The sequence below is a fragment of the Limnohabitans sp. MMS-10A-192 genome (assembly GCF_003063335.1).
In the GTDB taxonomy this organism is placed as follows: Bacteria; Pseudomonadota; Gammaproteobacteria; order Burkholderiales; family Burkholderiaceae_C; genus Limnohabitans_A.
The window spans coordinates 277,817-302,169 of sequence record NZ_NERX01000001.1 but is presented as its reverse complement, the minus strand read 5'-3'; the positions used below and the strand labels follow the sequence as shown (position 1 = coordinate 302,169).

Genomic DNA, 24,353 nt, shown 5'->3' with positions numbered 1-24,353 from the left:
CGATGCATAGCGCGGCTGTAGCTCAGCTGGATAGAGTACTTGGCTACGAACCAAGGGGTCGTGGGTTCGATTCCTGCCAGCCGCACCATATTGAAAAGCTCACAACGAAAGTTGTGGGCTTTTTCTCTTTGTGGGTTCCATTTTTCGCATCATTGGCCAACACGTCATGAGCAAAGCATTCACCAAAGAAACCGATCAGGACGATGACGACGATCTGGGCTTGCCTGCATTGCCCAGTGGCACACGCAATTACATGACGCCTGCGGGTTATGCCCGCCTGCGAGCCGAATTGTTTGAGCTGATCGATGTCGAGCGACCCAAGGTGGTGGAGATCGTGCATTGGGCCGCCAGCAATGGCGACCGCTCGGAAAACGGCGACTACCTTTACGGCAAAAAGCGTTTGCGCGAGATTGACCGCCGCATCCGCTTTCTGACCAAGCGGCTGGAAGTGGCCGAGGTGGTCGAGCCGTCGGTGCACCATGGCAGCGATCAAGTCTACTTTGGGGCCACGGTCACTTACGTCGAGGGCAGTGGGGTGGAGCGCACCGTCACCATCATGGGCATTGACGAGGCCGACAGCCTGAAGGGCCAAGTCAGCTGGATTTCGCCGATTGCGCGCACTTTGCTCAAGTCGCGCGTGGGCGATGAGCTCAAATTGGTGACGCCCTCAGGGGTGATACCGATCGAGGTGTTGGATGTCCACTACCCCGCGCATGCGGCTTAGGTGATCCGCTGATCAAGCCGGCGCTGAGCCTTTGTTGGTTTGGCGTTCGGCCTGGATGACCGAAGGTGTGCGCTTGAGTTGGCGCAGCACGTTCTCCAAATGCGCCACATCGTGCACGGCCACGACAAAGCGCAAATCGGCTGTGTCTTGCGGTGATTCGTTGCCCATGTCCACATGCACGATGTCGGCTTCTGCCGTGGCCAGGGCACCGGCCACACGGGCCAACACACCTTTGCCGTTGACCACGGTGACCGCGATGCTGGTTTCAAAGCTGCGCACCGGCTCGTCGGACCATTCGACGCCAATGAAGCGCTCGCTGTCTTTGTGTTCCAGTTTGCGGGCGGTTTGGCATTGGCGTGTGTGCACGGCCAGGCCTTCGCCACGGCCCAGGTAGCCCACGATGTCATCGCCAGGCAGAGGGCGGCAGCAGGGCGAATACACCACCGAGGCGTTCTCGCTGCCGTCCAGCGTGATGGCGCCTTGCGAGACTTTTTCGTGCGCGGTGAAGCGTTCACGCGTCATGAGCAAGGCATCGGGTTTTTGGCCCAGTTCGCCCAGCAAGACCACCAGCCGCTTGGCCACGATGCTGGCAATCCGTTTGCCCAGGCCAATGTCCATCAGCAGGTCAGCGCGGTTGCGGTTGCCCGTAAAGCGCAGCAGTTTGTCCCACAGCGGTTGAACCTTCACGTCGTCGCCAGGCAGCTGTTCGATGCCTTCTGCCCGCAGGGCCTGGTTGAGCAGTTTTTCGCCCAAGTCTGTGGACTCGGTCTGGGCCATGGTTTTGAGGTGGTGGCGGATCTTGGAGCGCGCACGGCCTGTGCGCACAAAGCCCAGCCATGCGGGGTTGGGCGCCGACACGGGCGCGGTGATCACTTCGATCACGTCGCCGTTTTTCAGCTCGGTGCGCAAAGGCACTTGTTCTCCATTGATCTTGGCGGCCATGGCGTGGTCGCCCACGCGGCTGTGAATGGCATACGCAAAGTCCACCACGGTGGCGCCACGCGGCAAGGCCATGATCTGGCTCTTGGGCGTGAAGACATAGACCGCATCGGGGAACAAATCGACCTTGACGTGGTCCCAAAATTCTGCGGCATCCCGCGTTTCGCTCTGGATGTCCAGCAGCGACTGCAACCATTGCGTGCCCAGGCGCTCGGACTGGGCGCTGGCGGCACTGTGCTCTTTGTAGAGCCAGTGCGCGGCCACGCCGGACTCGGCCACCAGGTGCATGGCTTCGGTGCGCATCTGGAACTCGACGTTCACGCCCGAGGGGCCCACCAAGGTGGTGTGCAGCGATTGGTAGCCGTTGACCTTGCCGATGGCGATGTGGTCTTTGAACTTGCCGGGCACGGGCTTGTAGATCTGGTGCAGCAAGCCCATGGCGGTGTAGCAGTCGATGACCGTGGGCACGATCACCCTAAAGCCATAAATGTCGGTGACTTGCGCAAAACTCAGGTGCTTGTCGTCCATCTTTTTGTAGATGGAATAAAGGGTTTTTTCGCGCCCGCTGATGCGCACATCCATGCCGGCTTGCTTGAACAGGGTCTCGACTTCGCCTTGTACTTTTTGAATCAAGTCGCGGCGGCGGTTGCGGGCGCGCGAGACGGCTTTGGTCAGCACCGCATAACGCCAGGGCAAGAGGTGCTTGAAGGACAGGTCTTGCAGTTCGCGGTAAATCTGGTTCAGGCCCAGCCGGTGCGCGATGGGGGCGTAAATTTCGAGGGTTTCAGAGGCGATTCGCCCCCATTTGCTGCGCGGCATGTCGCCCATGGTGCGCATGTTGTGCGTGCGGTCGGCCAGCTTGATCAGGATGACCCGTACATCGCGCGCCATGGCCAGCAGCATTTTGCGGAAGGACTCGGCCTGGTTTTCTTCGCGGGTGTTGAACTCGAGCTTTTCCAGTTTGGTCAGGCCGTCCACCAGTTCGGCCACGGGGGCACCAAAGCGCTCGATCAGCTCGGATTTGGTGACGCCGCAGTCCTCCATGGCGTCGTGCAGCAAGGCGGCCGACAGGGCTTGGGCGTCGAGCTTCCATTCGGTGCACAAGGCCGCCACCGCGATGGGGTGGGTGATGTAGGGCTCGCCGCTTTTGCGCATTTGGCCCAGGTGGGCTTCGTCGGCAAAGCGGTAGGCTTTGCGCACCATGTCAGCGTCTTGCGGGCTCAGGTAGTCCAAGCGGGCCGTCAATGCTGCAAAGCTGGCCGCAGCTGCGTTGGCCATGGCGGGGCTGATCGCCTTGGGGCTGTGGTGTGCAGAAGTTGAAGAAGGGGGCGTGGCGGCACTCATGGCATCAATGTAACTGAAGCAGCACAAGTCTCAGAGGGAAACAGACGAAAAAAAGCCCCATGGTTGGGGCTTTTTTTTGGGGCCGGCGCGAGCCGGTTGGGGCGCCAATCAGGCGACGCGCTTGAGCATTTCAATGCCGACTTTGCCGGCGGCGATTTCGCGCAGTGCGGTCACGCCAGGTTTGTTCTTGCTTTCGATGCGAGGGGTGTGACCCTGGCTCAGCATGCGAGCGCGGTAGGTGGCAGCCAGAACCAGTTGGAAGCGGTTCGGGATCTGTTCCAGGCAGTCTTCAACAGTGATGCGGGCCATGGTGGTTTCCTTCAGAGATTTAGGCGAGATGGAGCGCCGTGAATGTGTCAGCGCGGGCTCTTCGCTGGGCGATGTATTTGAGCCTTTGGGCATGAACGATGGCTTTGAGGTCAAACAAAGCACGCTCAAAAACTTCATTGATTATAACGAAGTCGAACTCTTTGGCCTGGGCCAGCTCCACAGCGGCGTTTTTCAGGCGCAGCTCAATGATGTCGGGTGCGTCTTCGCCACGGCGCTCCAGACGCGAGCGCAGCTCTTCCCAGCTGGGCGGCAGGATGAAGATCAGCACCGCGTTGGCATACATCTGTTTGATCTGGATGGCGCCTTGGTAGTCGATCTCCAGCACCACGTCCGAGCCCTGAATCATGCGCTCTTCGATCATTTTTTTGGAGGTGCCGTAGCGCTGGCCGTGCACATTGGCCCACTCGACAAAGGCATCGGCGAGCACCATCGCGTCAAATTCTTGCTGCGAGGCAAAGAAGTATTCGCGGCCATGCTTTTCCTGGCCACGGGGCGCACGCGTGGTGTGCGACACCGAGGGGTGCACGCCCGAGTCCAGCTCCATCAGCGCTTTGACCAGACTGGATTTGCCCGCCCCGCTGGGGGCGGCCACGACAAAGAGGTTTCCTGGGTATTCCATGTTCTGAGGCTTTATTCGATGTTTTGGACCTGTTCGCGCATTTGCTCGATCAGCACTTTCATGTCCACGGAAATGCGGGTCATCTCCAGCACGGCGGACTTGGAGCCCAGCGTGTTGGCTTCGCGGTGCAGCTCCTGGATCAGGAAGTCCAGGCGCTTGCCGATGTCGCCGCCTTTGGTGAGCAGGCGGGAGATTTCGTCCAGGTGCGAGCGCAAGCGGGTCAGTTCTTCGGCCACATCGATGCGGATGGCAAAGGCGGTAGCTTCGGTCAGGGCCCGGTCCTGGGCCGTTTCGGGCAGGTGAGTGCCATCGGCCAGGGCCATGGCGTCTTTCCAGCGGTCCAAAAAGCGCTGGCGCTGCTGCTCGACCAGTTGGGGCACCAGTGGGCCGGCCAATTCGGCCAGTGCGCGCAGCTGGCCAATGTGGCCTTGCAGCATCTCGGTCAGGCGTGCACCTTCGCGGGCACGGGCTTCGCGCAGGGCGTCAATCGCTTGGGTGGCCACTTGCATCCAGGCGGCTTCGTCGGGTGCGGCTTGGCTGTGGCTGCCGGCGCTCATGCGCAGCACATCGGCCACGCTCAGCTCGCGGGCCTTGGGCAGCCAGTCCTGGATTTTGTCTTGCAGGGCAGCGATTTTTTGCAGGGTCTGGTGGTTGGGCGCTTGCAGGGCGGCGCCGTCGGCGCTGTCCTGACTGGCACGCACTTCGACTTTGCCGCGTTTGATCTGGCGGGTGATCAGTTCGCGCAGGCCTGGTTCGAGCTGGCGCAGTTCTTCGGGCAAGCGGAAACTCAGGTCCAGAAAGCGGCTGTTGACCGAGCGGATTTCGAGTCCCAAGCGGGTTGCGGGGGCTGTGCTGGCGGCGGTCTCGCCGTCCACCACCGGCGTGCTGTGCTGCACGCTGGCGTAGCCGGTCATACTGTAAACTGACATTGAACTGGTTCCTTCGCGCCGCAGGCCGAACACCGGCTTGGGGCAATTGCCTTGACCCAGCCTTGGAAAGGCTTGTCAAAGCATGAAACAGGGCATTATCGCAAACTCGCCCGCCACCCCGTTCTGTCCCTGCATCACACCATTCGCAAAAGACACACTCATGACCACTTATGTTCGTTCCGGCCGTGCGGCCGATGCTTTGCGCGCTGTGCGCATGACCCGCGGTTACACCATCCATGCTGAAGGCTCTGTGCTGATCGAGTTTGGTCAGACCCGCGTGCTGTGCACCGCATCGGTCGAAGAGAAAGTGCCCGGTCACAAAAAAGGCAGCGGCGAAGGCTGGGTCACGGCCGAGTACGGCATGTTGCCCCGCGCCACCCACACCCGTGGCGACCGCGAAGCGGCGCGCGGCAAGCAAAGCGGGCGCACACAAGAGATCCAGCGCCTGATCGGTCGCTCCTTGCGTGCCGTGTTTGATTTGAAGAAGCTTGGCGAGCGCACCATTCACCTGGACTGCGATGTGCTGCAAGCCGACGGCGGCACCCGCACCGCCAGCATCACCGGCGCCTTTGTGGCCGCGCAAGATGCGGTGGCCTGGCTGATGGCCACGGGCAAGCTGCAAGAGTCCCCCATCATCGACCGCGTGGCAGCCATCTCGGTGGGCCTGAAAGACGGCGCTGCCTTGCTGGACCTGGATTACCCGGAAGACTCGGCTTGCGACACCGACATGAACGTGGTGATGACGGGCGCAGGCAATTTTGTGGAAGTGCAAGGCACCGCCGAAGGCGTGGCCTTCACCCGTGTGGAAATGGACCGCATGTTGGCCTTGGCCGAAAAAGGCATTGCGCAATTGGTGCGCTTGCAGACCCAGGCGCACGACGAGCCCAAGACCTTGACCTTCAGCGCCTGAACATGAAGATCGTTCTCGCCTCCAACAACGCGGGCAAGCTGGCCGAGCTGCAAACCATGTTCGCGCCGCTGAACATGACGCTGGTGCGCCAGTCCGAGCTGAACATTCCCGAAGCCGAAGAGCCGTTTCGCACCTTCGTGGAAAACGCTTTGGCCAAAGCCCGCCACGCATCCCTGCTGAGTGGCTTGCCAGCCCTGGCCGACGATGCCGGTTTGTGTGTCGACGCCTTTGGTGGACAACCGGGCGTGGACACCGCCTATTACGCCACCCGCTTTGGCTATGCCAAGGGCGATGACAACAACGTGACGGCTTTGCTGGAGCAGATGCAAGGCATCGACCAGCGCCGTGCGGCCATGGTCAGCACGCTGGTGGCGCTGCGCAGCGCCGATGATCCGGAGCCCCTGATTGCGGTGGGGCGTGTGGTGGGCGAGATCGCCCGTGAGCGCCTGGGCAGCAACGGCTTTGGTTTTGACCCGATCATGTTCATTCCCGAATTTGGCAAGACCTTTGCCGAGCTGCCTGTGGAAGTCAAAAACGCCAACAGCCACCGAGGCCGCGCAGCGCAAGCCATGCTGGCTTTCATGCGCGAGCGCTGGCTGGATGGCTCTGCCGTATGAGTCAGCCATGAGCGACATGATGGACCCAGTGCACGCCATGCGCCCAGGCGTGTTGCAACTCAGCAGCCTGCCACCCCTGTCGCTGTATGTGCACCTGCCTTGGTGCATCAAGAAATGCCCCTACTGCGATTTCAACTCGCATGAATTTCGTGCCGGCGCTGACGCCCCCTCCACACAAGACGCTTACATCGATGCGCTGTTTGCCGACCTTGAGGCCAGTCTTCCCTTGATCTGGGGCCGAAGCATCCAGACCGTGTTTTTGGGCGGCGGCACACCCAGCCTGTTTTCGCCCGAAGCCATTGACCGTTTGGTGGGCGGCATCCGTGCCCGCGTTCGCTTGGCGCCCGATGCCGAAGTGACCATGGAAGCCAACCCTGGCACTTTTGAAAAAGACCGGTTCAAGGCCTTCCGCCAAGCGGGCATCACCCGTTTGTCGATCGGTGTGCAGAGCTTTGACAACGCGCACCTGAAGGCCCTGGGCCGTGTGCACGACCGCGACCAGGCGCTGGCTGCGGTGACCGAAGCCGCGCAGGTGTTTGACACCTTTAATTTGGACCTGATGTACGCCTTGCCCGGCCAGACGCTGGCGGGCCTGACGCAAGACATCCAGACCGCGCTGGCGTTTGCGCCGCCGCACATCTCGATCTACCACCTGACGATCGAACCCAACACGGTGTTCGCCAAGTTTCCGCCCACCTTGCCCGAAGACGATCTGGCTTACGAGATGATGGACCGCATCACCGAGCTGACTTCAGCCCAAGGCCTGTCAAGGTACGAGGTCTCGGCCTATTCCAAGCCTGGCCATCAGTGCGCCCACAACCTGAACTATTGGCAGTTTGGCGATTACCTGGGCATTGGGGCAGGTGCCCACAGCAAGCTGAGTTTTGCGCACCGTGTGGTGCGCCAGGTGCGTTACCGCGAGCCTGCGCTGTACATGCAGCAGGCCATGAAGGGCGAGCCGGCCACGCAAAACATCGAGGTGTCACGCCAGGACTTGCCTTTTGAATACATGCTTAACGCCTTGCGCTTGCGTGAAGGTTTTGTCTTGAGCGATTTCGTCGATCGCACGGGTTTGGCGATGACCAGCATTCAAAAAGGCCTGCAAGAGGCCGAGCGTTTGAAATTGATTGAGCGCGATTTGCACCGTGTCTGGCCCACGGAGCGCGGCTTTGACTTCTTGAGCGATTTGCAGGCGCTGTTTTTGTCAGAGACTGCCTGAGCTTGAGCGTCTGCCCTGGATCAAGTTCACCAAGCCTTTGAAGGCGTAAAGCATGAGCAAAGCGCCCAACAAATCGACCACAAACATCGGCCAGAGTTCCACCATCATCTGGTGGCTGTGCACGTTGATCAGCGCCCACAGCAACTGATGAAGCACGGCATTGGCGGCCGCATAAAACAGCGTGAAATTCAGCAATTGCTGGTAGGTCAGGTTTTTCAGGTCTGCACTGAGCAGGCCTCTGTGGCTCATGGTTTTCATGACCACCCAGGGGGTGAAACCTGAAACGATGCCGGTCAGAAAAATGAGCATGGCATGACCATGCAGCAGATGTGCGTGGTCCAAATACAGCGTGCCCAGAAAGATGCCCAAGCATCCCGGCAAGCCCATGCCCAAGACCAAGAGGACCCTGAAACCGGCGGGCAGGAAAATCCAGTTGACGCCTTGGCTGTGTTCGAGTGCTGAAAAGATCAGCTCGTTGAGCCTGAAAAATCCGGCAAACAAAGCCGCACTGACCAAGCTGAGAACCACAGCCTCAGCCATGTTTCTGATGGACAAGTTCATGCCAATAATGTTTGCTGAGCTTGTGTCAATGATTGGCCGAGGTGGTCGAAATAGGCCAAACTGCGCTTGGTCGGTGTCAGGTATTTGGCGCGTCGGTCACCATCGAGGTGCAAGGTGCCGATCATGTCTTTTTCCCGCAAGCGGGTGATGCGCTTGTGCAGGGTGGCGGGTGAGCCCAAGCGATCCAAGCCGATGGCTTCGCGCACGGTCATGGGTTTGCCTTCGTGCCAGCGCAAGACCACGGATTCCAGCAATGCCAATTCGTTGGCATCCATGTCTTCGCCTTCGGGCAGTGCCTGCACCGCACGTGCCAGTTGCAAAAAGCGCAGATAGGCTGAAGCAAAAGGGCTTTTGATATTTTCCATAAATTTAATTTTAACGGCATCTTCTCTGGCTTGTAATGCCTTCGAATTTGTTTCGAGGGTTTGCCGATCCCGGGCAATTGCCCGATCAGGGCGGAAGGCGCTCAGCCAGTGCGGGTAAATATTTTTAAAATGTAAAAATAAGAATTAATTTCAAATTTCGAGAAGAACATTGATGCTGGCCGTTCAGTGTGGCAGCGCACATAATCAGGCTGATCATAGTTAAAGCGATAACAGTTATGAAAACCACTGCACTGAGAATCTTCTGGCTGATGCTTGCCGCCGCTTCACATGGCGCGCTTCACGCCCAAACAGCCGCCCCAAGCGCACAACAGATGATTGAGCAGCTCAAAGCGCCATCGCAGGGTCCGCGTTTGAGAAGTCTGCGCAATTTGACGGTGGAATCCAACAGTGCAACCACGCCCGATGCGAACGAGACTTCTGCGGCGCCGCAAGCTGCGAGCAACCAGACATCCTCTTCGGCTTCAGTCTCTGCTGCACCTCAGGCCAAACCTTCTTTGTCCTTGCTGATCCAGTTTGATTTCAACTCTTCACAAATACGACCTGAAAGTCAGCAGGCATTGCTGAATTTATCGCTCGCCTTGAATTCGGCCGAGTTGTTGCCGTCCAAGTTTGCGGTTGAGGGACATACCGACGCCAAGGGACTGGCCGATTACAACCAGAAGTTGAGCCAGCAACGCGCTGAAGCGGTGCAGGCCTTTCTGGTCAAGAACGGAGTCACTGTGGCCCGCTTGACGGCAGCTGGCAAAGGCGCCACACAACTGGCCAACGCGTCCAATCCATTGGCCGCAGAAAACCGCCGAGTGCGCATTGTCAATCTCGACTGAATCAGGGCAGCCTTTTGCGGCTGCTTTGGAGCGAACGTTGCTCAAGCGTCTGGCCTCTTGGCCGGACCGCTGGGTGCTGACTGGGCTGGTGCTCGCTTTTTCAGCGTGGGTGATTCTGGATGTTTTCTTCCTGAGCGTCAGTGGCGGCATTGCACAGACCACCTATGACACCATGGTGCGTGGACGCTTGCTGACAGCCCCGCACGATGAGCGCATTGTGATTGTCGACATCGACGAATCAGCCCTGGCCCGCATGGCCCCCGAGTTCGGCCGTTGGCCTTGGCCGCGTGACACTTTGGCCACAGTGCTCGATCACATCGAAAGCCAAAATCCCGCAGCCGTGGTTTGGGACATTGTGTTTTCAGATGCCGACAGGCTCAGCCCTGGCGGTGATGCGGCGATGGATCAAGCCGCACAAAGAAGTCAACACAGCCATTTCAGCGTGGTGCGCTTGCCCGCTGCGAACGATGGTCAGAGCAGTCTGAGCCAAAAGCATTTGCCCAGTTTGTGGGCGCAAACCCGCGCGGCCGATGCAAGCGTGGAGGCCACCGTGGCCTTGATCCCCCCGGTGCTGCCACATGTGGCCGTGAAGCCCCTGGGATTTAACAATGGCTATGTGGATCTCGATGGCATGCTGCGGCGTTACCGTTACTTTGAGCGTTTGAGCGATGGCGGCATCATCCAGTCATTGCCCATGAGTGTGACGCAATCTGTCGATCCTGCCGCTTATGGCTACTGGCTGACCCAGTTTCAGAAAAAACCTGCGCCCATCAGCAAACCCGAAGCGACGCGTGATGACGTGCTCATCCACTGGCGCAAAACAGCCACGACGTACCAGCGCGTGAATTTCGCTGATGTTTTTGAGCAGGCCGATGGTGGTCAAGCGAATCCCCGCGTGCCCTCGATGGCCGGAAAAATTGTGATCATTGGCGCCACCGCACCCAGTTTGCACGATACGCACCCCACACCCTTGTCGGGCACACAGGCGGGTGTCGAGTCCTTGGCCACGGGCATTGACAATGCTTTGCATCGCCGCGCGATCTGGGAGCTGCCCAAATGGGCTGGTGCCGCAGTGGCGATCTTGATGTGTGCAGGCATTGCCTTGTGGAGTCACCACCGAAGCGTGTCGTCCCTGGCCCCTGCCATGCTGGTCTTGCCCGGTGTGTTGCTGGGCATTGGCTTTGCCAGTTTGCACACCGAGCATGTGTTCATTGACCTGCATCTGTCTGCGGGCTTGGCGGTTTTGTTTTTGGCAGTGCTCAAATTTTGGTACACGTTGCGCAAGCGCCATTGGTGTGGCGACTTGCCAGATACAACTGAGCCTTTGGCGGTTTTGCCCTGGGTGTCGGACCAGTCCTGGAGCCATGACCAGCTCGACCGATTGATGGCGGGCTTGCAAGCCTCGGGCAAAGATTGCCGCTTGGTGTCGCTGGATTTGACACCCGGGGACAATTTGTCTGCGCGCTGGCGTCCGTTTTCGCCGTGCTTGGCCATTGTGGGCCCGCAGGCTCAATTGCTGCACGTGCAACCTTTGCTGTTGCGAGCGGTCAAGGGTTTGTCGGTCCGCCAAGGTGAGGTCACGACGCTGCCGCAAGGCTTGTCGGCACAGGATGTGCGCCTTGCTGTCACGCATCTGGCCCTGGCGGGCTGGACGGCATTGCAACCACCGGTTTTTTCATGAAAAGTTCCACCATGTCTTCATTCATTCGTTCAGGTCTCTGGGGTCTGGTTTTCTTGGCAACGGGTGCGGGGGCGCAAAACGCCACCGTCAGCCGTGCGGCTGAAATCAGGCAGGAAAAACTGGCCACATCAGCCGTGCTGACCCAGGTCAGTGTCGGAGCGGCAGTGCGTGTGCTGTCTGTCGAGGGCGGCTGGGTTTTGGTAGAGCTCAACAGCCCGCCGGGCAAGGTGTCCGGCTGGGTGCGTGCCAGCGCCTTGAACATGCAAGCGGGCGCATCAGCACTGGCAGGCATCTCCAGTGGTCGCGAGGCGGCCGGAAACAACGCATTGACATTGGGCGTGCGAGGCGTACCCACTGCGGCTTCGCGCATCAACCGGCATGCGCTCATCATTGGTGTTGGACGCTACGCCGACCCCAGCGTGCCGCCATTGCCCGGAACCAAGCTCGATCGCTATTCGGCCACACAGATGGCGCAAGTCATGCAGGTGCCTGAAGGCAACATCCAGTATTTGCAAGACGACCAGGCCACGGGCGACAACATCCGTGCAGCGCTCAAAGGCTTGAACGAACGCGTGCAAGACGGTGACCGTGTGTTCATCCATTACTCCGGCCACGGCACACGTTATGAAGACCCGCAAGCGGGGGGGTGTGTGGAGGCCTTGCTGCCCTATGACGGCATGAGCAAGGGCACCATCAACAACAAAGAGATGGCCAATTTGCTGGCCTCCATCACGCAAAAAACCGACAAGTTGTTTGTGATGTACGACGCCTGTCATTCGGGCGGTCTGGTGCCGCCAACGCCCGCAGCCCGCACGCGTGGCATGGTCAATGCCAACGACGATGGTGCTTTGCGACCCAAGTTCGCGGGCACCTCAGAGACCTGCGGAAATCCAGTCAACGTCAGAACGCGTGGCTTGGTCAATGAACAAGTCAGCCAGGGCGCTTTGCCGCAGGACATCATTCACCTGTCCGCAGCCCGCAACAACGAAATCAGTTTTGATGACGAACAAAAAGGCGGTTTGGCGACGCAATACATGCGCGACTGCATGCTCCGTGATGCCAAGGATTTGGATGGATCGGGCGCCATCAACATCGATGAAATCCGTCAATGCGCGCAAGAAAAAATCAACCGCCGCATGCAATTTGATACCAACTTCAAGCCGCACAACCTGGTGTTGTCTGGCAACGCCGGGTTTGTGCCAGCATGGTTCAGCCAGCCTGCGCCGCAAGTCGCGGCGCAACCGGTGACGGCCTTGCTTGACAACAAGCCCAGCGCCATCAGTGCGCCGCCTGCTGTGAAGCCAACGGCAACTGTGGCAGCACCCCTTGCCTCAGCCCCGGTGCTTGCAGTGCCAGTGCAGCCTGCGCCTGGCGCGCCTGCACCCGCGCCTGCACCCGTGACTGCGCCGCAGGTGAAGCCTCTGTCGGGCGAACAAGCTTTGCAGCAAATGTTCGAGCAACGCAACGCCAAGCGCAAGGTGCAGGTCACTTTGACCAAAGATGCTTTGACCATCGGGCAGGATGCATTGGAGTTTTCCGTCCAATCTGACCGCGCAGGCTATGTGTATGCCGCTTTGGCCGGATCGGATGGCAAAGCCTTGTACATGTTGTTTCCCAATGACCTTGACCAGAACAACAAGATTGAAGCGGGTCAGACGCTGAAGCTGCCGCAAGGTAATTGGCGCATCAAGTCGTCCGGCCCGGCGGGCACCAACCATTTGCTGGTCATGGTGGCCGATGCGCCGCGAGATTTGACGGCCTTGGGTGGCCGCAAATCGGGCCCCTTCGTGACGTCTCTCAACGACGCCAGTGGACGAGCCCAACTGGGCGCTTTGCTGACCACCTCCACGCTCGTCAGCACGCAGGCCTGTCAAACGCCTGCGAGGGCGAAAAATAACCCCTTGTGTTCCGATGCCTATGGCGCAGTCTTGCTGCCGATCAAGGAGATTCCATGAAACCCCTGAGTCTGTCTATTCTGGTTTTGTCGCTGACCTGTGCTGTAGCTCCGGCGGCCGCACAAGAGTCCTGGTTGGTCAACCCGGCTGAGGCCGTTCAATTCGAAGGCGAAGCCGGTTACCTGGCGCAGCCAGCTTTGCGGGCGCGTGCTGTCATGCCCTTGATCGATATCTTGCAGCCTGAACCTGTGCCCGATGCAAAACTGAAGGCGCCGTTTGCGATTGCCGTCGCGTTTCGCCCCCAAAACGATGCGCCCATTGATGTGAGCAGTTTCAAGGTCTTGTATGGCGGACTCAAGTTCGACATCACTTCCCGCTTGACGCAGTACACGCAGATCAGCGCTGAGGGGTTCAAGCTGGACAAGGCGAACATCCCCAAAGGCAAGCACCGTTTGACTTTGCAAATCCAGGATGCCAAGCAACGTTTGGCAGAGCGGGAATTGCGCATTGAAGTGGAATGAACCAGTTGGGAGTTGCTATGAAAAATTCTTCTTGGCAGTCATGGTTGTGTACGGTGTTGATGGGCATGGCCATGTGCTTGAGTCCCAGTGTGTGGGCGCAAGATGAAGCATCGCAGGGCTCGGCCTTGTCGGAGCAAGAAACGGCGAAATTGCGGGCAATTTTGGACGCGCCGATCGATCCCAATGCGCTCAAGGCGACGCAAATTGAAGCGTACAGACAAAAAGACACTGCAGCCTGGAAGTTGGGCGATTTGGGCAAACGCGAGACCATCTTGCGGGAATGGGCGGCCATCGAGCCGATTGCGCGCTGGACATTGCGTGCCTTTTTGTCGCAGACCGAAAAACGGGCCGAGGCCTACGAGCTCGGGCATCTCTTGATCAACGAGTACAAGTGGCCAGGTGATGCTGTGCGATTGCGCTGTGATTTGGCCAGGGATTACATGAACGACAGCAACCTCAAAAAAGCGTCTGAGCTGATTGAGGAGGCGCAAGCCGTGATCAAAAATGAATTCGGCAGCGTCAACCGCCGAGGCGCGAGTGCCTACTGGCTGGCGCGTGCCGAGATGGAATTCAACCAAACCAAGTCTTATTACCTGATCCGAACTGGAAAGTGGCAAGAAGCCATTGAGGCCGCCAAAGTGTCCATCGCCAAGTCCAAGGTGGCGATGGGTTACGAAGGGCTGGTCGATGCACGGCAAAAAACATTCGGTCGTATTTGGTACGTCCATGCCATGTCGGCCTTGGCGACCCACCAAATCGCTTCTGGCATGTACTCAGATGCCGAACAGACGGTGCGCGAGGCCTATAAATTTGCGAAGACGAATGGCTTCAGCGAGACCCATCTGACGGATTTGTTCAACCGAGTGGCCGATTTGCGCAACGCCATGGGGCAATTCAAAGAAGCCTTACCGCACGCCGCAAAATCCGAAAGTCTCGTTCTGGGTCAAGGTTTCCAAAAAGGATCCCCAGCTTGGTTGCTATCGCAAACACGAAAAAATATTTCGCTTGCCGGCATGGGCCAATGGGCGGATGCCTTGGCCAACTTCCAATTGATCGACCAAGAAAAAGCCAGGGTGCAAAGCAAATCCAACTTGGGTTATCAATCGCACATTCGGGGCTTGGTTTACATCAAGACAGGTAAAAATGCGGAGGCTTTGAGGATTTTCCGCAACACCCTACAGTGGCACACCGCGAATTTTGGAGCCGATCACTATTTCACTGCTTTTGTGCGCGGCATGTTTGCCTCTGCACTTTGGCGCAACGGTGATGTCCCTGCGGCGCGTAAGAACTTTGAACAGGCCATGCGCAACATCACGGCGCCCGATGTCTTGAGCGGTGATGTGGTGGAAGACGCATTGCGTCGCCAATCCAAGAAGTTCATTTTCCAAAGTTACCTCGAGATGTTGGCTGAAACGGCGGCGCAAGACCCGCAAGATGCCGCCACCATTTTCCAATTGGCCGATTATCTGAACGCCTCTTCGGTGCAACAGGCCTTGTCCGATGCTGCCGTTCGCTCGGGGGTTAACGTGCCTGGCTTGTCAGACATCATTCGCAAAGAGCAGGATGCTAAAAATGAAATGACCAGTTTGATTCAGTACATGACTTCACAAGGTACTGAAGAGGACAAAAAGCGCAACCCCCAAGTGGTCGAGCAAATGCGCTTGCGTTTGCGCGAGATTGAAACTGTGCGCAAAGAATACAAGGCTCAGATTCAAAAAGGTTTCCCGGAATATTTTCAGCTGATTCAGCCCAAAGCCCCGACACACGCAGACATTGCACAGTGGCTCAAGCCCGATGAATTGTTTGTTTCTGTGTTGCCCATGGAAAATCAGACCTACGTCTGGGCCATTGATGCCGCGGGAACCGTCAAGTTTCACCGCTGGGATCTGGGCGAGAAAGCCAGCCACGAACTGGTGGACCGCATCCGTAAAACGTTGGACGTGGCAGCTCAGGGTGCACAGGCGCCCGCCTTCAACTATGCCGATGCGCACCAGTTGTACAAAGGTTTGCTGGGGCCTTTGGAGTCGGCCCTGACGGGTAAGAACCATCTGATCCTGGCTTCATCGGGTGCCCTGGCCAAAATGCCTTTGGCCGTTTTGATCCGTCAGCCCGCGACTTCTGCGCAAGCCCGGGATGCCGCCTGGTTGATCAAAGACATGGCCGTCAGCCAAGTGCCGACCGCCAATGGGTGGTTGTCTTTGAAGCGCTTTGGCAAAGTCCCCTCCAGTGCTCAGCCTTTGATGGCCTGGGGTGATCCGGTATTCGATGCCAAAGCGTCACAGGTTGTGGCCAGCGCAAGCGGCACATCCATGGTCCGCTCTGTATTGCCCACGCGCGCTGCGACATCGGCCAGTTTGGACCAGTCCACAGAGGACAGTTTCCTTCGCTACAGCAAGATTCCTGCTTTGCCCGAAACCCGGGATGAGGTGCTGGAATTGGCCAAAATTTTGGGGGCAGACCCCAAGCGTGATTTGATTTTGGGTTCGGACGCCACGCGCGCATCGGTCTTGAAAAGCAGCGCTTCAGGCCAGCTTGGGAAAAAGCAAGTGGTCGTCTTTGCCACACATGGCTTGCTGGCCGGTGATTTGCCCAACCTGAACCAGCCAGCGCTGGCCATGGCTGCAACGACCGATCCCTCTGAGTCGCCGCTGCTGACCCTGGAAGACGTGCTTGGCTTGAAACTCAACGCCGATTGGGTGGTTTTGTCCGCCTGCAACACTGCAGGCGCTGATGGCCGAGCCGAAGAGGCCATGAGTGGATTGGCGCGAGGATTTTTCTTTGCAGGCAGTCGCAGCTTGTTGGTGACGCATTGGTCTGTGGAGTCAGAAAGTGCGATGCAACTGACCACACACACCTTTGCAGCTTACAAACGAAATCCTTCTGTACGCAGAGCCGAAGCTCTCAGGCAAGCCATGCTTCAGACCATGAAGTCGCCACAATTTGCGCACCCTGCGTTCTGGGCGCCCTACGCACTGGTGGGTGAGGGTGGGCGTTGATTCTGCCGCCATGCATCGATTCAAAATGAATTCCTGCTTTCAAGAAGTTTTAAGAATTGGAGTGAAGATGTCACAGCGTCTTTCCGTCTGGGCGGCTGTTGCTGTCGTGGTCTTTGGCAGCCTGTTTTCGAGCGCATCCTGGGCGCAAATGGAAGAGGTGGGGCAGCTCAAGATTTCAGCGAAAGAAGCCCAGCGCCTGCAAGAGCTGGTCAACAAACCAGTAGACCCGGGCGCATTGAACGCCACCAAAGAGGCCTTGCTCAAAGAAAAAAGCACAGCCGCCAGGTTGTTGGGCGACACGGTCAATGAAGAAAAATTCCTGCGAGAGGCCATGCCCTTCGCAAACGACAACTGGGCCAAGTCTTCTTTGCGTGAGCTGATGTGGATCAAAGGGGAGCGCGCGGAGGCCTACCGCTTGGGCGAAGAATTGGCCAAGGAAATTGCTTGGTTGCCCTTGAGGGTCAGTGCGCAAATTGAGTTGTCTTACTACTACATGCAGGATCAAAATCTCAAGCGGGCAGGGGAGCTGATCACCCAGTCCGGAGAAATTATCCGTAACGAGTTTGGCATGCTGCCGCGTCGCGGGCTCGCTCCTTACGGCATTGCGCGTGCAGAGATGATCTACTTTGCGGGAAAGTCAGAATTGGAGAGCCGTTCGGGGCAATGGACACAAGCCATCGAGAGCTCCAAACTGGCGGTGGCCAAAAGCAAAGATGTCTTGCGCATGCTCAGCTGGACCTCTGACGAGAACATCAAGTCTCGCGGTCGAGAGTATTTGTTGGTGATTCAGGCCATGCATGCCAAACGGCAAATGGATGCAGGTCTGGCCTCTGATGCCGAGTGGACATTGCGAGAGGTTTTTAAAACGGCCAAGTCGTTTGGTTTTTCTGAAGCCAGCATGGTCCGCTTTTTCATGATGCTGGCAGAGCACTACAACACGGCCGGTCAGTTCAAAGATGCCCTGCAGTTCAGCCAAAAGATTGAGACCCTTTTGGATGCGCAGAACCTGGACCAAGAATCGCACTTTCGCCTGAGTGCACAAGACAAGATCCATGTGGCCTTGGCGGGCATGGACGACTGGGCGCAGCTGATCAAACGATTGGATGTGGCCGAGGTAGCTAGGCAAAAGGCAGGTCGTGTTGACAAGCAAGTGGCATTGCGTGGTTGGGCTTATTTGAAAGCACAACGCTACGCAGAAGCCGTTAAATTGTTGGACGCAGAGTTGCAAAGCAATGTGGCCTCTTTTGGAGAGGCTCATTTTTATACGGCGTTGACTCGTGGCTTGCTGGCACAGGCACTGTCCATGGGCGGTCAAAAAGACCAAGCCCGTTTGGCATTTGACAAGGCCAGCTTGAACCTGAGCGCACCCGAATCGCTGTCAGGTGACTTTGCCGAAAACGCGATTCAGCGGAAAATGAAGCGCTTCATTTTGCAAAGCTACATGCAGCTTCTGTCCCCGACAGCGGCAAGCAACTTGCATGACGCGCAAATTCTTTTCACGGTGGCTGACCAGATCGGCACTTCCAGTGTGCAGCAAGCCCTGACCGAGGCCGCCGTGCGTGCTGGCGTGAATGTGCCTGGTCTATCGGACATCATCCGCAAAGAGCAAGATGCGCGCAACGAAATCACCAATCTGAGCACTTACATTGCCAACCAAAATTCAGAGGTGGCCGAAAAACGCAACCCCCAAGTGGTGGCGCAAATGCGTGAACGCAAGCTCGAGTTGGAAGCGCAGCGCAAGGACTACAAAGCGCAAATCCAGAAGCAATACCCCGAGTACTTCCAGCTCATTCAGCCCAAGTCGCCCAGCCACACCGACGTGGCCAAGCAACTCAAAGCGGACGAACTGTTTGTGTCCATCTTGCCGATGGACGATCAAACTTATGTCTGGGCCATTGATGCGCAAGGCGGTGTGAGCTTTCACCGCTCACCCTTGACCGAAAGCGCTGTTCAAGGCTTGGTCACGCGCATTCGCAAAACACTCGATGTGGCCGGATACGGCAGCAAGGCGCCTGCCTTTGCCCATGCCGATTCGCACCAACTCTACAAAGAACTGTTGGGCCCCTTGGACGCCAAGCTGCAAGGCAAAGCGCATTTGATCGTGGCCACCAGTGGTGCTTTGGCGCAACTGCCACTGGCCGTTCTGACGCGCAGCCCCAATGCCGCAAGCAGCCCCGCTGAGTCATCATGGCTCATCAAGGACTTGGCGATCAGCCACGTGCCCACCGCCAACGGCTGGCTCTCCTTGAAAAAACTGGGGGAACAAGCGTCCAGTCCGCAAGCCTTGATGGCCTGGGGTGATCCCGCCTTTGATCCCAAAGCCAGCCAAGTCGCCGCAGCCCCGGTCGGCTCGGTTGTCCGGTCGGCCGTTGCACTGCGCGCCTTGGAGTCCGTATCGCGCAACGTGATGGATGCAGAAACCTATGTGAATTACAGCAAGCTGCCCACCTTGCCCGAGACGCGTGACGAAGTGCTGGAGCTGGCCAAAATCATGGTGGCCAATCCTGCGCAGGACGTGATCTTGGGTAAAGACGCCACACGTCAGTCGGTGCTCAAGAGCAGTGCTTCGGGTGTGCTGGGCAAAAAGAAAGTGGTGGTCTTTGCCACCCACGGTTTGTTGGCCGGTGATCTGCCCAATTTGAACCAACCCGCGCTGGCCATGGCGGGCAACAGCAACCCCAATGAGTCGCCCTTGCTCACGCTGGAAGATGTGTTGTCGCTCAAGCTCAACGCAGACTGGGTGGTCCTGTCGGCTTGCAACACGGCCGGTGCCGATGGCAAAGCCGAAGAAGCCTTGAGCGGATTGGCTCGGGGCTTTTTCTTCGCCGGTAGCCGCAGCCTGTTGGTGACGCACTGGTCGGTGGAGTCAGAAAGCGCGATGCAGCTGACCACGCAAACGTTTGCCGCGTATCAGAAAGACCCCGCCATTCGCCGCGCAGAAGCCCTGCGCCAAGGCATGCTGTCAACCATGAAATCCCCCAACTATGGCCACCCCGCGTTTTGGGCACCTTATGCGCTGGTGGGTGAAGGGGGGCGTTGAGCCTGCAGTTCAACGTGCCCACGAAAATTTGACTCACTAATATTTACTTTTCGTGTTTTGCTTTGTCCTGATGCAGTGTTGAAAATCCTTAATTGATTATAAAAACTGGTATTTTTCGACTCTGAGTACTAGACTCTTTACTGTCATCTTTATCAACCCATTGTTGTTTAGATGAAGATTTCAATTCACAAGAGGAAAAAATGATCAAGACAAGCATCTCAGCAGCCGGTGTGGCCTTACTGAGTTTTGGCCTGCTCGGCATTCAAGGTTGTGGAGGTGGTGGCAATACCGCCAGCACACCAGGCAGCAGCACCATCGCTCTTGCGGGCATAGCCGCCACCGGTGCACCTATGGCTGCCGCCACGGTGCAGATCTACAGTGCTGATGGTGTCGCCTTGCTGCAAAGCCCAGCAACGGTTGCGGCCGATGGTAGCTACAGCGCATCCATCCCCGCAACCGCCAAATTTCCCTTGATCATCATCGCGGATGATGGTTCCACCAAATTGCTCAGCGTTGTGGCCGAGGCCGGCGCCACAGCCACAGCCAACGTCAACCAACTGACCAACCTGATTGCCGCCCGTCTGTCACCTACGGGCGATCCCACAAGTTTGATCAGTGAGATTGCCGCCAAATTGGCCACGATCAGCAGTTCGACCTTGGCTTCCAAAAATCAGGAAATGCTGGCTGCGATCAAGCCTTTGCTCGATGCGCTCAATTTGTCTGCGAACACCAACCCGCAAACCGTCAGTTTTGCCGCCAACGGCACAGGTTTTGACAAGTTGTTGGACTCGCTCGATGTGAAGATTGAGCCTAAAGGCTCGTCTTCCACCATTGATCTGACCTTGCGCAAAGCCGTCAAAGAAGGTGAAGACTTGCCGAATGTCAGCTTCAGCAGCGCCGCCAGTTACAAGACCCTGCCAGCAGTGAATGCCAACGAACTGGCGACCGATGGATTGAGCGTCAAGCTCCAAGCCCTGCTGGACCAAATGACCAGTTGCTATGCGCTCGATAAAACGGCTCGTACAAGCAATACAGCTGGAACTGCTGCAGACATCACCGCTGCTCAATGCAAAGCCATTTTTTATGGGAATAATCCTGCGGCATACAAACTGAACGGCTCTTTGGTGAAGTCTGATCAGCATTTCGGAGGTATTTTCACGGCAAATCCTGGCGTGAAATTTATCTCGCCCAAGTACTACTACACCGTCTTGGAATCTGTTGCTAATGGTCCCACTGCAGGCGACGTGGTATTTGGTTACCGTTGGCAAGACGATTACGGCAACTTCCAGTACGAGAAAAACGTGGCCAGGCTGGACCCCTCTGACAACCAGTACCGGATCATTGGCAATCAATACCGTTATCCAGGTGGTGTGAGTCCCTATGCGCAAAGACGAGAGTTTCCCAAAGACGCGGCCTACACCTATGACAGCGTGGGCTATGTGTTTGACCTGCCGTGCAACAGTTACACCAAAAATTGGGTGAAAGTGGTCATCACGACACCACCTTATAACGATGCGGGTGATCAGGGGCAAATCACCATGAAGCCCAATGTGACAGGGGGCGGAGTCTGCAACTTTTCTTATTTCACCCTTTCAAAAGACGCGGTCACTCCATCCACTACTGGATTCATCAGAGTTCAATCTAAATTCGCGGGTACTGCACCTGTTGTGCATCCGAAGTTTAAAGAAGGGGCATTTCTGTTTTTTGTTGATGACGATTTCTCAGATGCTCAAATTGAAAAATTGCCCCAATTCGGAACTTGGAAATTCGACTATTATTTTGCGGACAACACAATATCAGCTACTCAATATTACAAAACAACTGCGAGAGCCAGAACAGTTGATGGATTTAAAAAGTCTGTACCGTTGCCCTCTTTGAAAAATCTACCAACGGTCAGTTTCCAGACTCAAAATAATTTGAGTCTGGTTGCTAATTCCGTTGTTGGATATTTCACACCTCTAGGTGATAAGGTCGATCTGACTTGGTCTGTGGCGAGCGATTCCGATCCTTATCTCAAAGGTTCTGAGCCAGCGACGTACCGTGCTCGAATTTATGGTTTTTATGGGAATGCCACCACCTTCAGCGGAAACATTGGAAGACGAAATTCCTACGAGGATTCCGCACTTTTTAGATCATCAGCACGTAGCGGTGCTATTTTCTGCGGGGAAAAGGCCTCAGAACCTCAATGTGACAATGGGCTTTTCAAGACTACGCCTGCTCCGACAGTCGTCACAGATATCGATCTGATAAGTCGGATCAATGACGGCTCAGATGCAAGCCATTTCTACGCATTCAGAAACTACTCAAATTGATAAAGCGGCGCGGCTCATCGGCAGCTGAGCGTCTTGTTTAGTAAGTACAAAAAACGCGCCGAATGCAGGACATTCGGCGCGTTTTTGACTTTTGGCGGAAGCGGTGAGATTCGAACTCACGGACCCTTGCGAGTCGACGGTTTTCAAGTCCTGCGAGAAAACCAATTAAATCAGCACCTTATCGCCTTTTAGTTTCCGCAACCATGCCAGGATTCGGTGATCTAACTGCTTGATTTTCCAACGTGGCCGGCAGTAGTTGCGGAACGGATTTTACGGGGTTTCGGCGGAATCTTCCACATCCGGCACGATTGAATCGTTCGGCTGCTCTGCTTCCACCGTAGTGGTGAAGCCATTGCCATCCAGGCTATGTTCCGCCCTGGTGATGCTCCATTCGCCATTCACACCATCGCGGAATCCGTCCAGGATCACCCGGCCTTCAGCCACCAGATCAGTGCGCCCTGGCAGCGTGATCGACACAGTGACCTTGCGGCGCTCCCGGCGATCCAATTCTGAACGGGCTGCAGCCAGTGCCATTTCCTGGGTGGGGTAATACATCTTCAGCCGCTTCACCGGCTCCCCCTGGCCCACCTTCACTTCGTGGCGCTTCGCGGATTTCATGGCGTGCCAGTACGCCACCACCATGCCGGCGGTTTCCCGCTTCGACATCACCACGCGAAAGCGCGACACATCATCCGGCCCCAGGGTGACGGATGGCAGCGAAAGCCCGCTGATCGTTTTGGCCGATCCGATCTTCGCCAGGATCAGCTTCCCGGCTGCCGGCTTCACGATGCCATCGTATTTTTTCACCACGCGGCCCAAGAAGTGCAGATCGGATTCATCCGCCTGATCGATGTGGGGCAGCGCGATCTTCGCCAGGACATCCATCACAGCCGGGGCCATGCCGTGTTCCTTTGCGATCTTTTTCACCATGCTGCCCAGCAGCGTGCCCTTCGCCCAGCTGCGCGTTTTCTGGCTCTGCAGGTTGGCCAGGCCGCCCTTTGATACATCGAAAGGGGCAGCGCGGGCGCGGATCGTCATTTCACCAGGCCAGCCAGCCATTTCCACTTCATCGCATACGAACATGCCGATGCGCTGGTGCTTGCCATCGTAGCCCAGGAACAATTCCAACTCGGCGCCGGTGGCCGGCACCTGGATCGGATTGTCGGGATCGTGATCTGCCAGGGTGATTTCCAGCATGTCGGATTCCATGCCGGCTTCGTCCGTGTAGCGCAGGGAAATCAGCCGGTTGCTGATCTTGCTGGTGATGTCGGTCTGATTCGCCAGCAGCCGATATTCCGGCTTCACTTTTTCGGCGGTCAATCCCATAGGCGCACCCCTTGCGATTTCGCTGGCTCGGTCACTTCCGGCAGCGTGATCGCCAGGCCGGCCGGCAGCACAGGGCCGTAATCAGCCAGGCCGCGATTCGCAGCCAGCACCGATTCCACCACCTGATTCGCGGTCGATCCGTAGAATTTCCAGGCGATGTAATCCACGCTGTCGCCTTCGCGGGTGTTGTAGATCGTAGTCATGCCGTGGCCACTCCGGTGATCTTCGCCGCTTCACCGGCGGTCTGCCGGCATAGCGTGGCGGTTTTTTCAGCGCAGGCCGCAGCCACGCGCACAGATTGAATCGTGGCCGCCGGCACATTGGCCATGGCTTCCAGCTTGCTGGTGGAATCGCGCAGCAGGCGGCTGGAACTGCTGGCCATCATCTGCAGGCTGCCCGCTTTATTGCCCAGCGTCTGCACCGATGAAAGCGCCACCGCCGTGACAGGATTACGGCCCACCACATTGCTGGCCTGGAAGGCTGCGGTCTGCAGCTGGCCAGCGGTATCCACCACACGAAGGGCAGCGCCAGCAGCATCAGCCAGCTGGCTGGTGTAGGGTGCCACCTTGTCCTTCATTTCGGTGTATGCCTTCGATGCGGTGGCAGCCATTGCCTTCGCGGAATCCATCACGGAATCCGCCAGCCCCTTCGATTGCTCCACGGCCGTGGTGGCTTCCGCAGGGATCGTGGGCGTGCCCACCGGCGCGAATGAATTGGCGACCAGGCCCAGGGAATCTAGGGAAAAGCCACCGGATGCCAGGCTGTTGCCATCGGCTTCGAAGAATCGGCGCAGCTGCAGGGTGAATTCCACTTTCCGTGGCGTGCCACTGGCAGCGAATACCGCCTGCTTTTCATCGATGCGTTCGATCGCCCACAAGCCCATGGCGTTGCCCTTGCCATCCACCATGGTCAGCGGTTCGCCTTTGCCTGCCTGTGCGCGCATTGCATCCAGCTGGCCCAGGCCGCCACGCCATTCGGGATAAATCACGCCAGGCAGCGTGATCGTTTCAGCGCCCTGGCCCACATGCTGCAGCACAGGTGGCTTGCCGAATCGATCCTGCGATGGCCAGCGCCATTCGTTGCTGCGCGCCAGCGTTTGGAAGGCGGCCGTGTTGATGCCGAATTGAAAGCCGCCCAGCTGCATCATCACCGGGGTGCCGATTGTGTAATCCAGGGCCAT

General features: G+C 57.5%; 20 protein-coding genes and 1 tRNA gene. 12 read left to right on the top strand and 9 right to left on the bottom strand.

The window, feature by feature from the left end; all coding sequences use genetic code 11:
- Positions 1–11 precede the first annotated feature (11 nt).
- Positions 12–88 (top strand) — tRNA-Arg (locus B9Z43_RS01565).
- Positions 89–166: 78 nt separating this feature from the next.
- Positions 167–724 (top strand): transcription elongation factor GreB, encoded by a 558-nt coding sequence (gene greB / locus B9Z43_RS01560; RefSeq protein ID WP_108323081.1) that lies wholly within the window; start codon positions 167–169, stop codon positions 722–724.
- A 12-nt stretch (positions 725–736) separates the two neighbouring features.
- Here greB and B9Z43_RS01555 read toward each other — a convergent pair whose 3' ends face one another.
- From B9Z43_RS01555 to B9Z43_RS01540, 4 genes are all read right to left on the bottom strand, one after another.
- Complete coding sequence (locus B9Z43_RS01555) at positions 737–3,007, bottom strand: bifunctional (p)ppGpp synthetase/guanosine-3',5'-bis(diphosphate) 3'-pyrophosphohydrolase (protein WP_108322401.1); 2,271 nt, start codon at positions 3,005–3,007, stop codon at positions 737–739.
- Between the two features lie 108 nt (positions 3,008–3,115).
- Complete coding sequence (gene rpoZ, locus B9Z43_RS01550; RefSeq protein WP_108322400.1) at positions 3,116–3,316, bottom strand: DNA-directed RNA polymerase subunit omega; 201 nt, start codon at positions 3,314–3,316, stop codon at positions 3,116–3,118.
- Positions 3,317–3,335: 19 nt separating this feature from the next.
- Positions 3,336–3,956 (bottom strand): guanylate kinase, encoded by a 621-nt coding sequence (gmk, locus tag B9Z43_RS01545; RefSeq protein ID WP_108322399.1) that lies wholly within the window; start codon positions 3,954–3,956, stop codon positions 3,336–3,338.
- Between the two features lie 11 nt (positions 3,957–3,967).
- Entirely contained in the window at positions 3,968–4,870 is a 903-nt protein-coding gene (locus B9Z43_RS01540) for a YicC/YloC family endoribonuclease (protein ID WP_108322398.1), read from the bottom strand.
- Positions 4,871–5,045: 175 nt separating this feature from the next.
- Between B9Z43_RS01540 and rph the strand changes: the two genes are divergently transcribed.
- From rph to hemW, 3 genes are read left to right on the top strand one after another with little or no spacing between them, the layout of a single operon-like run.
- Positions 5,046–5,795, top strand: a complete 750-nt coding sequence (gene rph, locus B9Z43_RS01535; protein WP_108322397.1) for a ribonuclease PH — start codon at positions 5,046–5,048, stop codon at positions 5,793–5,795.
- Positions 5,796–5,797: 2 nt separating this feature from the next.
- A complete protein-coding gene (gene rdgB, locus B9Z43_RS01530) occupies positions 5,798–6,412 on the top strand; it encodes an RdgB/HAM1 family non-canonical purine NTP pyrophosphatase (protein ID WP_108322396.1) in 615 nt (204 codons plus the stop codon).
- Between the two features lie 16 nt (positions 6,413–6,428).
- Positions 6,429–7,631, top strand: a complete 1,203-nt coding sequence (gene hemW, locus B9Z43_RS01525) for a radical SAM family heme chaperone HemW (RefSeq protein ID WP_108323075.1) — start codon at positions 6,429–6,431, stop codon at positions 7,629–7,631.
- Here the strand turns inward: hemW and B9Z43_RS01520 are convergent.
- Both B9Z43_RS01520 and B9Z43_RS01515 read right to left on the bottom strand, forming a co-directional pair.
- On the bottom strand, positions 7,617–8,171 hold the full coding sequence (locus tag B9Z43_RS01520; protein WP_233249956.1) for a hypothetical protein: 555 nt from the start codon (positions 8,169–8,171) through the stop codon (positions 7,617–7,619). The genes hemW and B9Z43_RS01520 overlap by 15 nt on opposite strands.
- Positions 8,172–8,188: 17 nt before the next feature.
- Positions 8,189–8,557: a hypothetical protein gene (locus tag B9Z43_RS01515; RefSeq protein WP_108322394.1), complete on the bottom strand. Its 369-nt coding sequence runs from the start codon at positions 8,555–8,557 to the stop codon at positions 8,189–8,191.
- A gap of 332 nt (positions 8,558–8,889) precedes the next feature.
- Here B9Z43_RS01515 and B9Z43_RS17225 point away from each other — a divergent pair, with 332 nt between their 5' ends.
- From B9Z43_RS17225 to B9Z43_RS01480, 7 genes are all read left to right on the top strand, one after another.
- Positions 8,890–9,402: an OmpA family protein gene (locus B9Z43_RS17225; protein ID WP_199222229.1), complete on the top strand. Its 513-nt coding sequence runs from the start codon at positions 8,890–8,892 to the stop codon at positions 9,400–9,402.
- Positions 9,403–9,439: 37 nt separating this feature from the next.
- Positions 9,440–11,083, top strand: coding sequence for a CHASE2 domain-containing protein (locus B9Z43_RS01505; RefSeq protein WP_158270048.1), 1,644 nt, complete (start codon positions 9,440–9,442; stop codon positions 11,081–11,083).
- A gap of 11 nt (positions 11,084–11,094) precedes the next feature.
- On the top strand, positions 11,095–13,038 hold the full coding sequence (locus B9Z43_RS01500; RefSeq protein ID WP_158270047.1) for a caspase family protein: 1,944 nt from the start codon (positions 11,095–11,097) through the stop codon (positions 13,036–13,038).
- A complete protein-coding gene (locus B9Z43_RS01495) occupies positions 13,035–13,499 on the top strand; it encodes a hypothetical protein (RefSeq protein ID WP_108322391.1) in 465 nt (154 codons plus the stop codon). Before B9Z43_RS01500 ends, B9Z43_RS01495 begins: the two co-directional genes overlap by 4 nt.
- Positions 13,500–13,516: 17 nt before the next feature.
- A complete protein-coding gene (locus tag B9Z43_RS01490) occupies positions 13,517–16,495 on the top strand; it encodes a CHAT domain-containing protein (RefSeq protein ID WP_158270046.1) in 2,979 nt (992 codons plus the stop codon).
- 67 nt (positions 16,496–16,562) lie between these two features.
- Positions 16,563–19,535: a CHAT domain-containing protein gene (locus tag B9Z43_RS01485; protein ID WP_158270045.1), complete on the top strand. Its 2,973-nt coding sequence runs from the start codon at positions 16,563–16,565 to the stop codon at positions 19,533–19,535.
- A 200-nt stretch (positions 19,536–19,735) separates the two neighbouring features.
- Positions 19,736–21,847 carry a hypothetical protein gene (locus B9Z43_RS01480; RefSeq protein ID WP_108322388.1) on the top strand — a complete coding sequence of 704 codons (2,112 nt, stop codon included), beginning with the start codon at positions 19,736–19,738 and terminating at the stop codon, positions 21,845–21,847.
- 270 nt (positions 21,848–22,117) lie between these two features.
- Here B9Z43_RS01480 and B9Z43_RS01475 read toward each other — a convergent pair whose 3' ends face one another.
- From B9Z43_RS01475 to B9Z43_RS01465, 3 genes are read right to left on the bottom strand one after another with little or no spacing between them, the layout of a single operon-like run.
- Complete coding sequence (locus B9Z43_RS01475) at positions 22,118–23,173, bottom strand: contractile injection system protein, VgrG/Pvc8 family (protein WP_233253941.1); 1,056 nt, start codon at positions 23,171–23,173, stop codon at positions 22,118–22,120.
- Positions 23,164–23,376 (bottom strand): tail protein X, encoded by a 213-nt coding sequence (locus B9Z43_RS01470; RefSeq protein WP_108322387.1) that lies wholly within the window; start codon positions 23,374–23,376, stop codon positions 23,164–23,166. The genes B9Z43_RS01475 and B9Z43_RS01470 overlap by 10 nt, the downstream gene beginning before the upstream one ends.
- Positions 23,373–24,353 (bottom strand): phage tail protein, encoded by a 981-nt coding sequence (locus B9Z43_RS01465; protein WP_108322386.1) that lies wholly within the window; start codon positions 24,351–24,353, stop codon positions 23,373–23,375. Before B9Z43_RS01465 ends, B9Z43_RS01470 begins: the two co-directional genes overlap by 4 nt.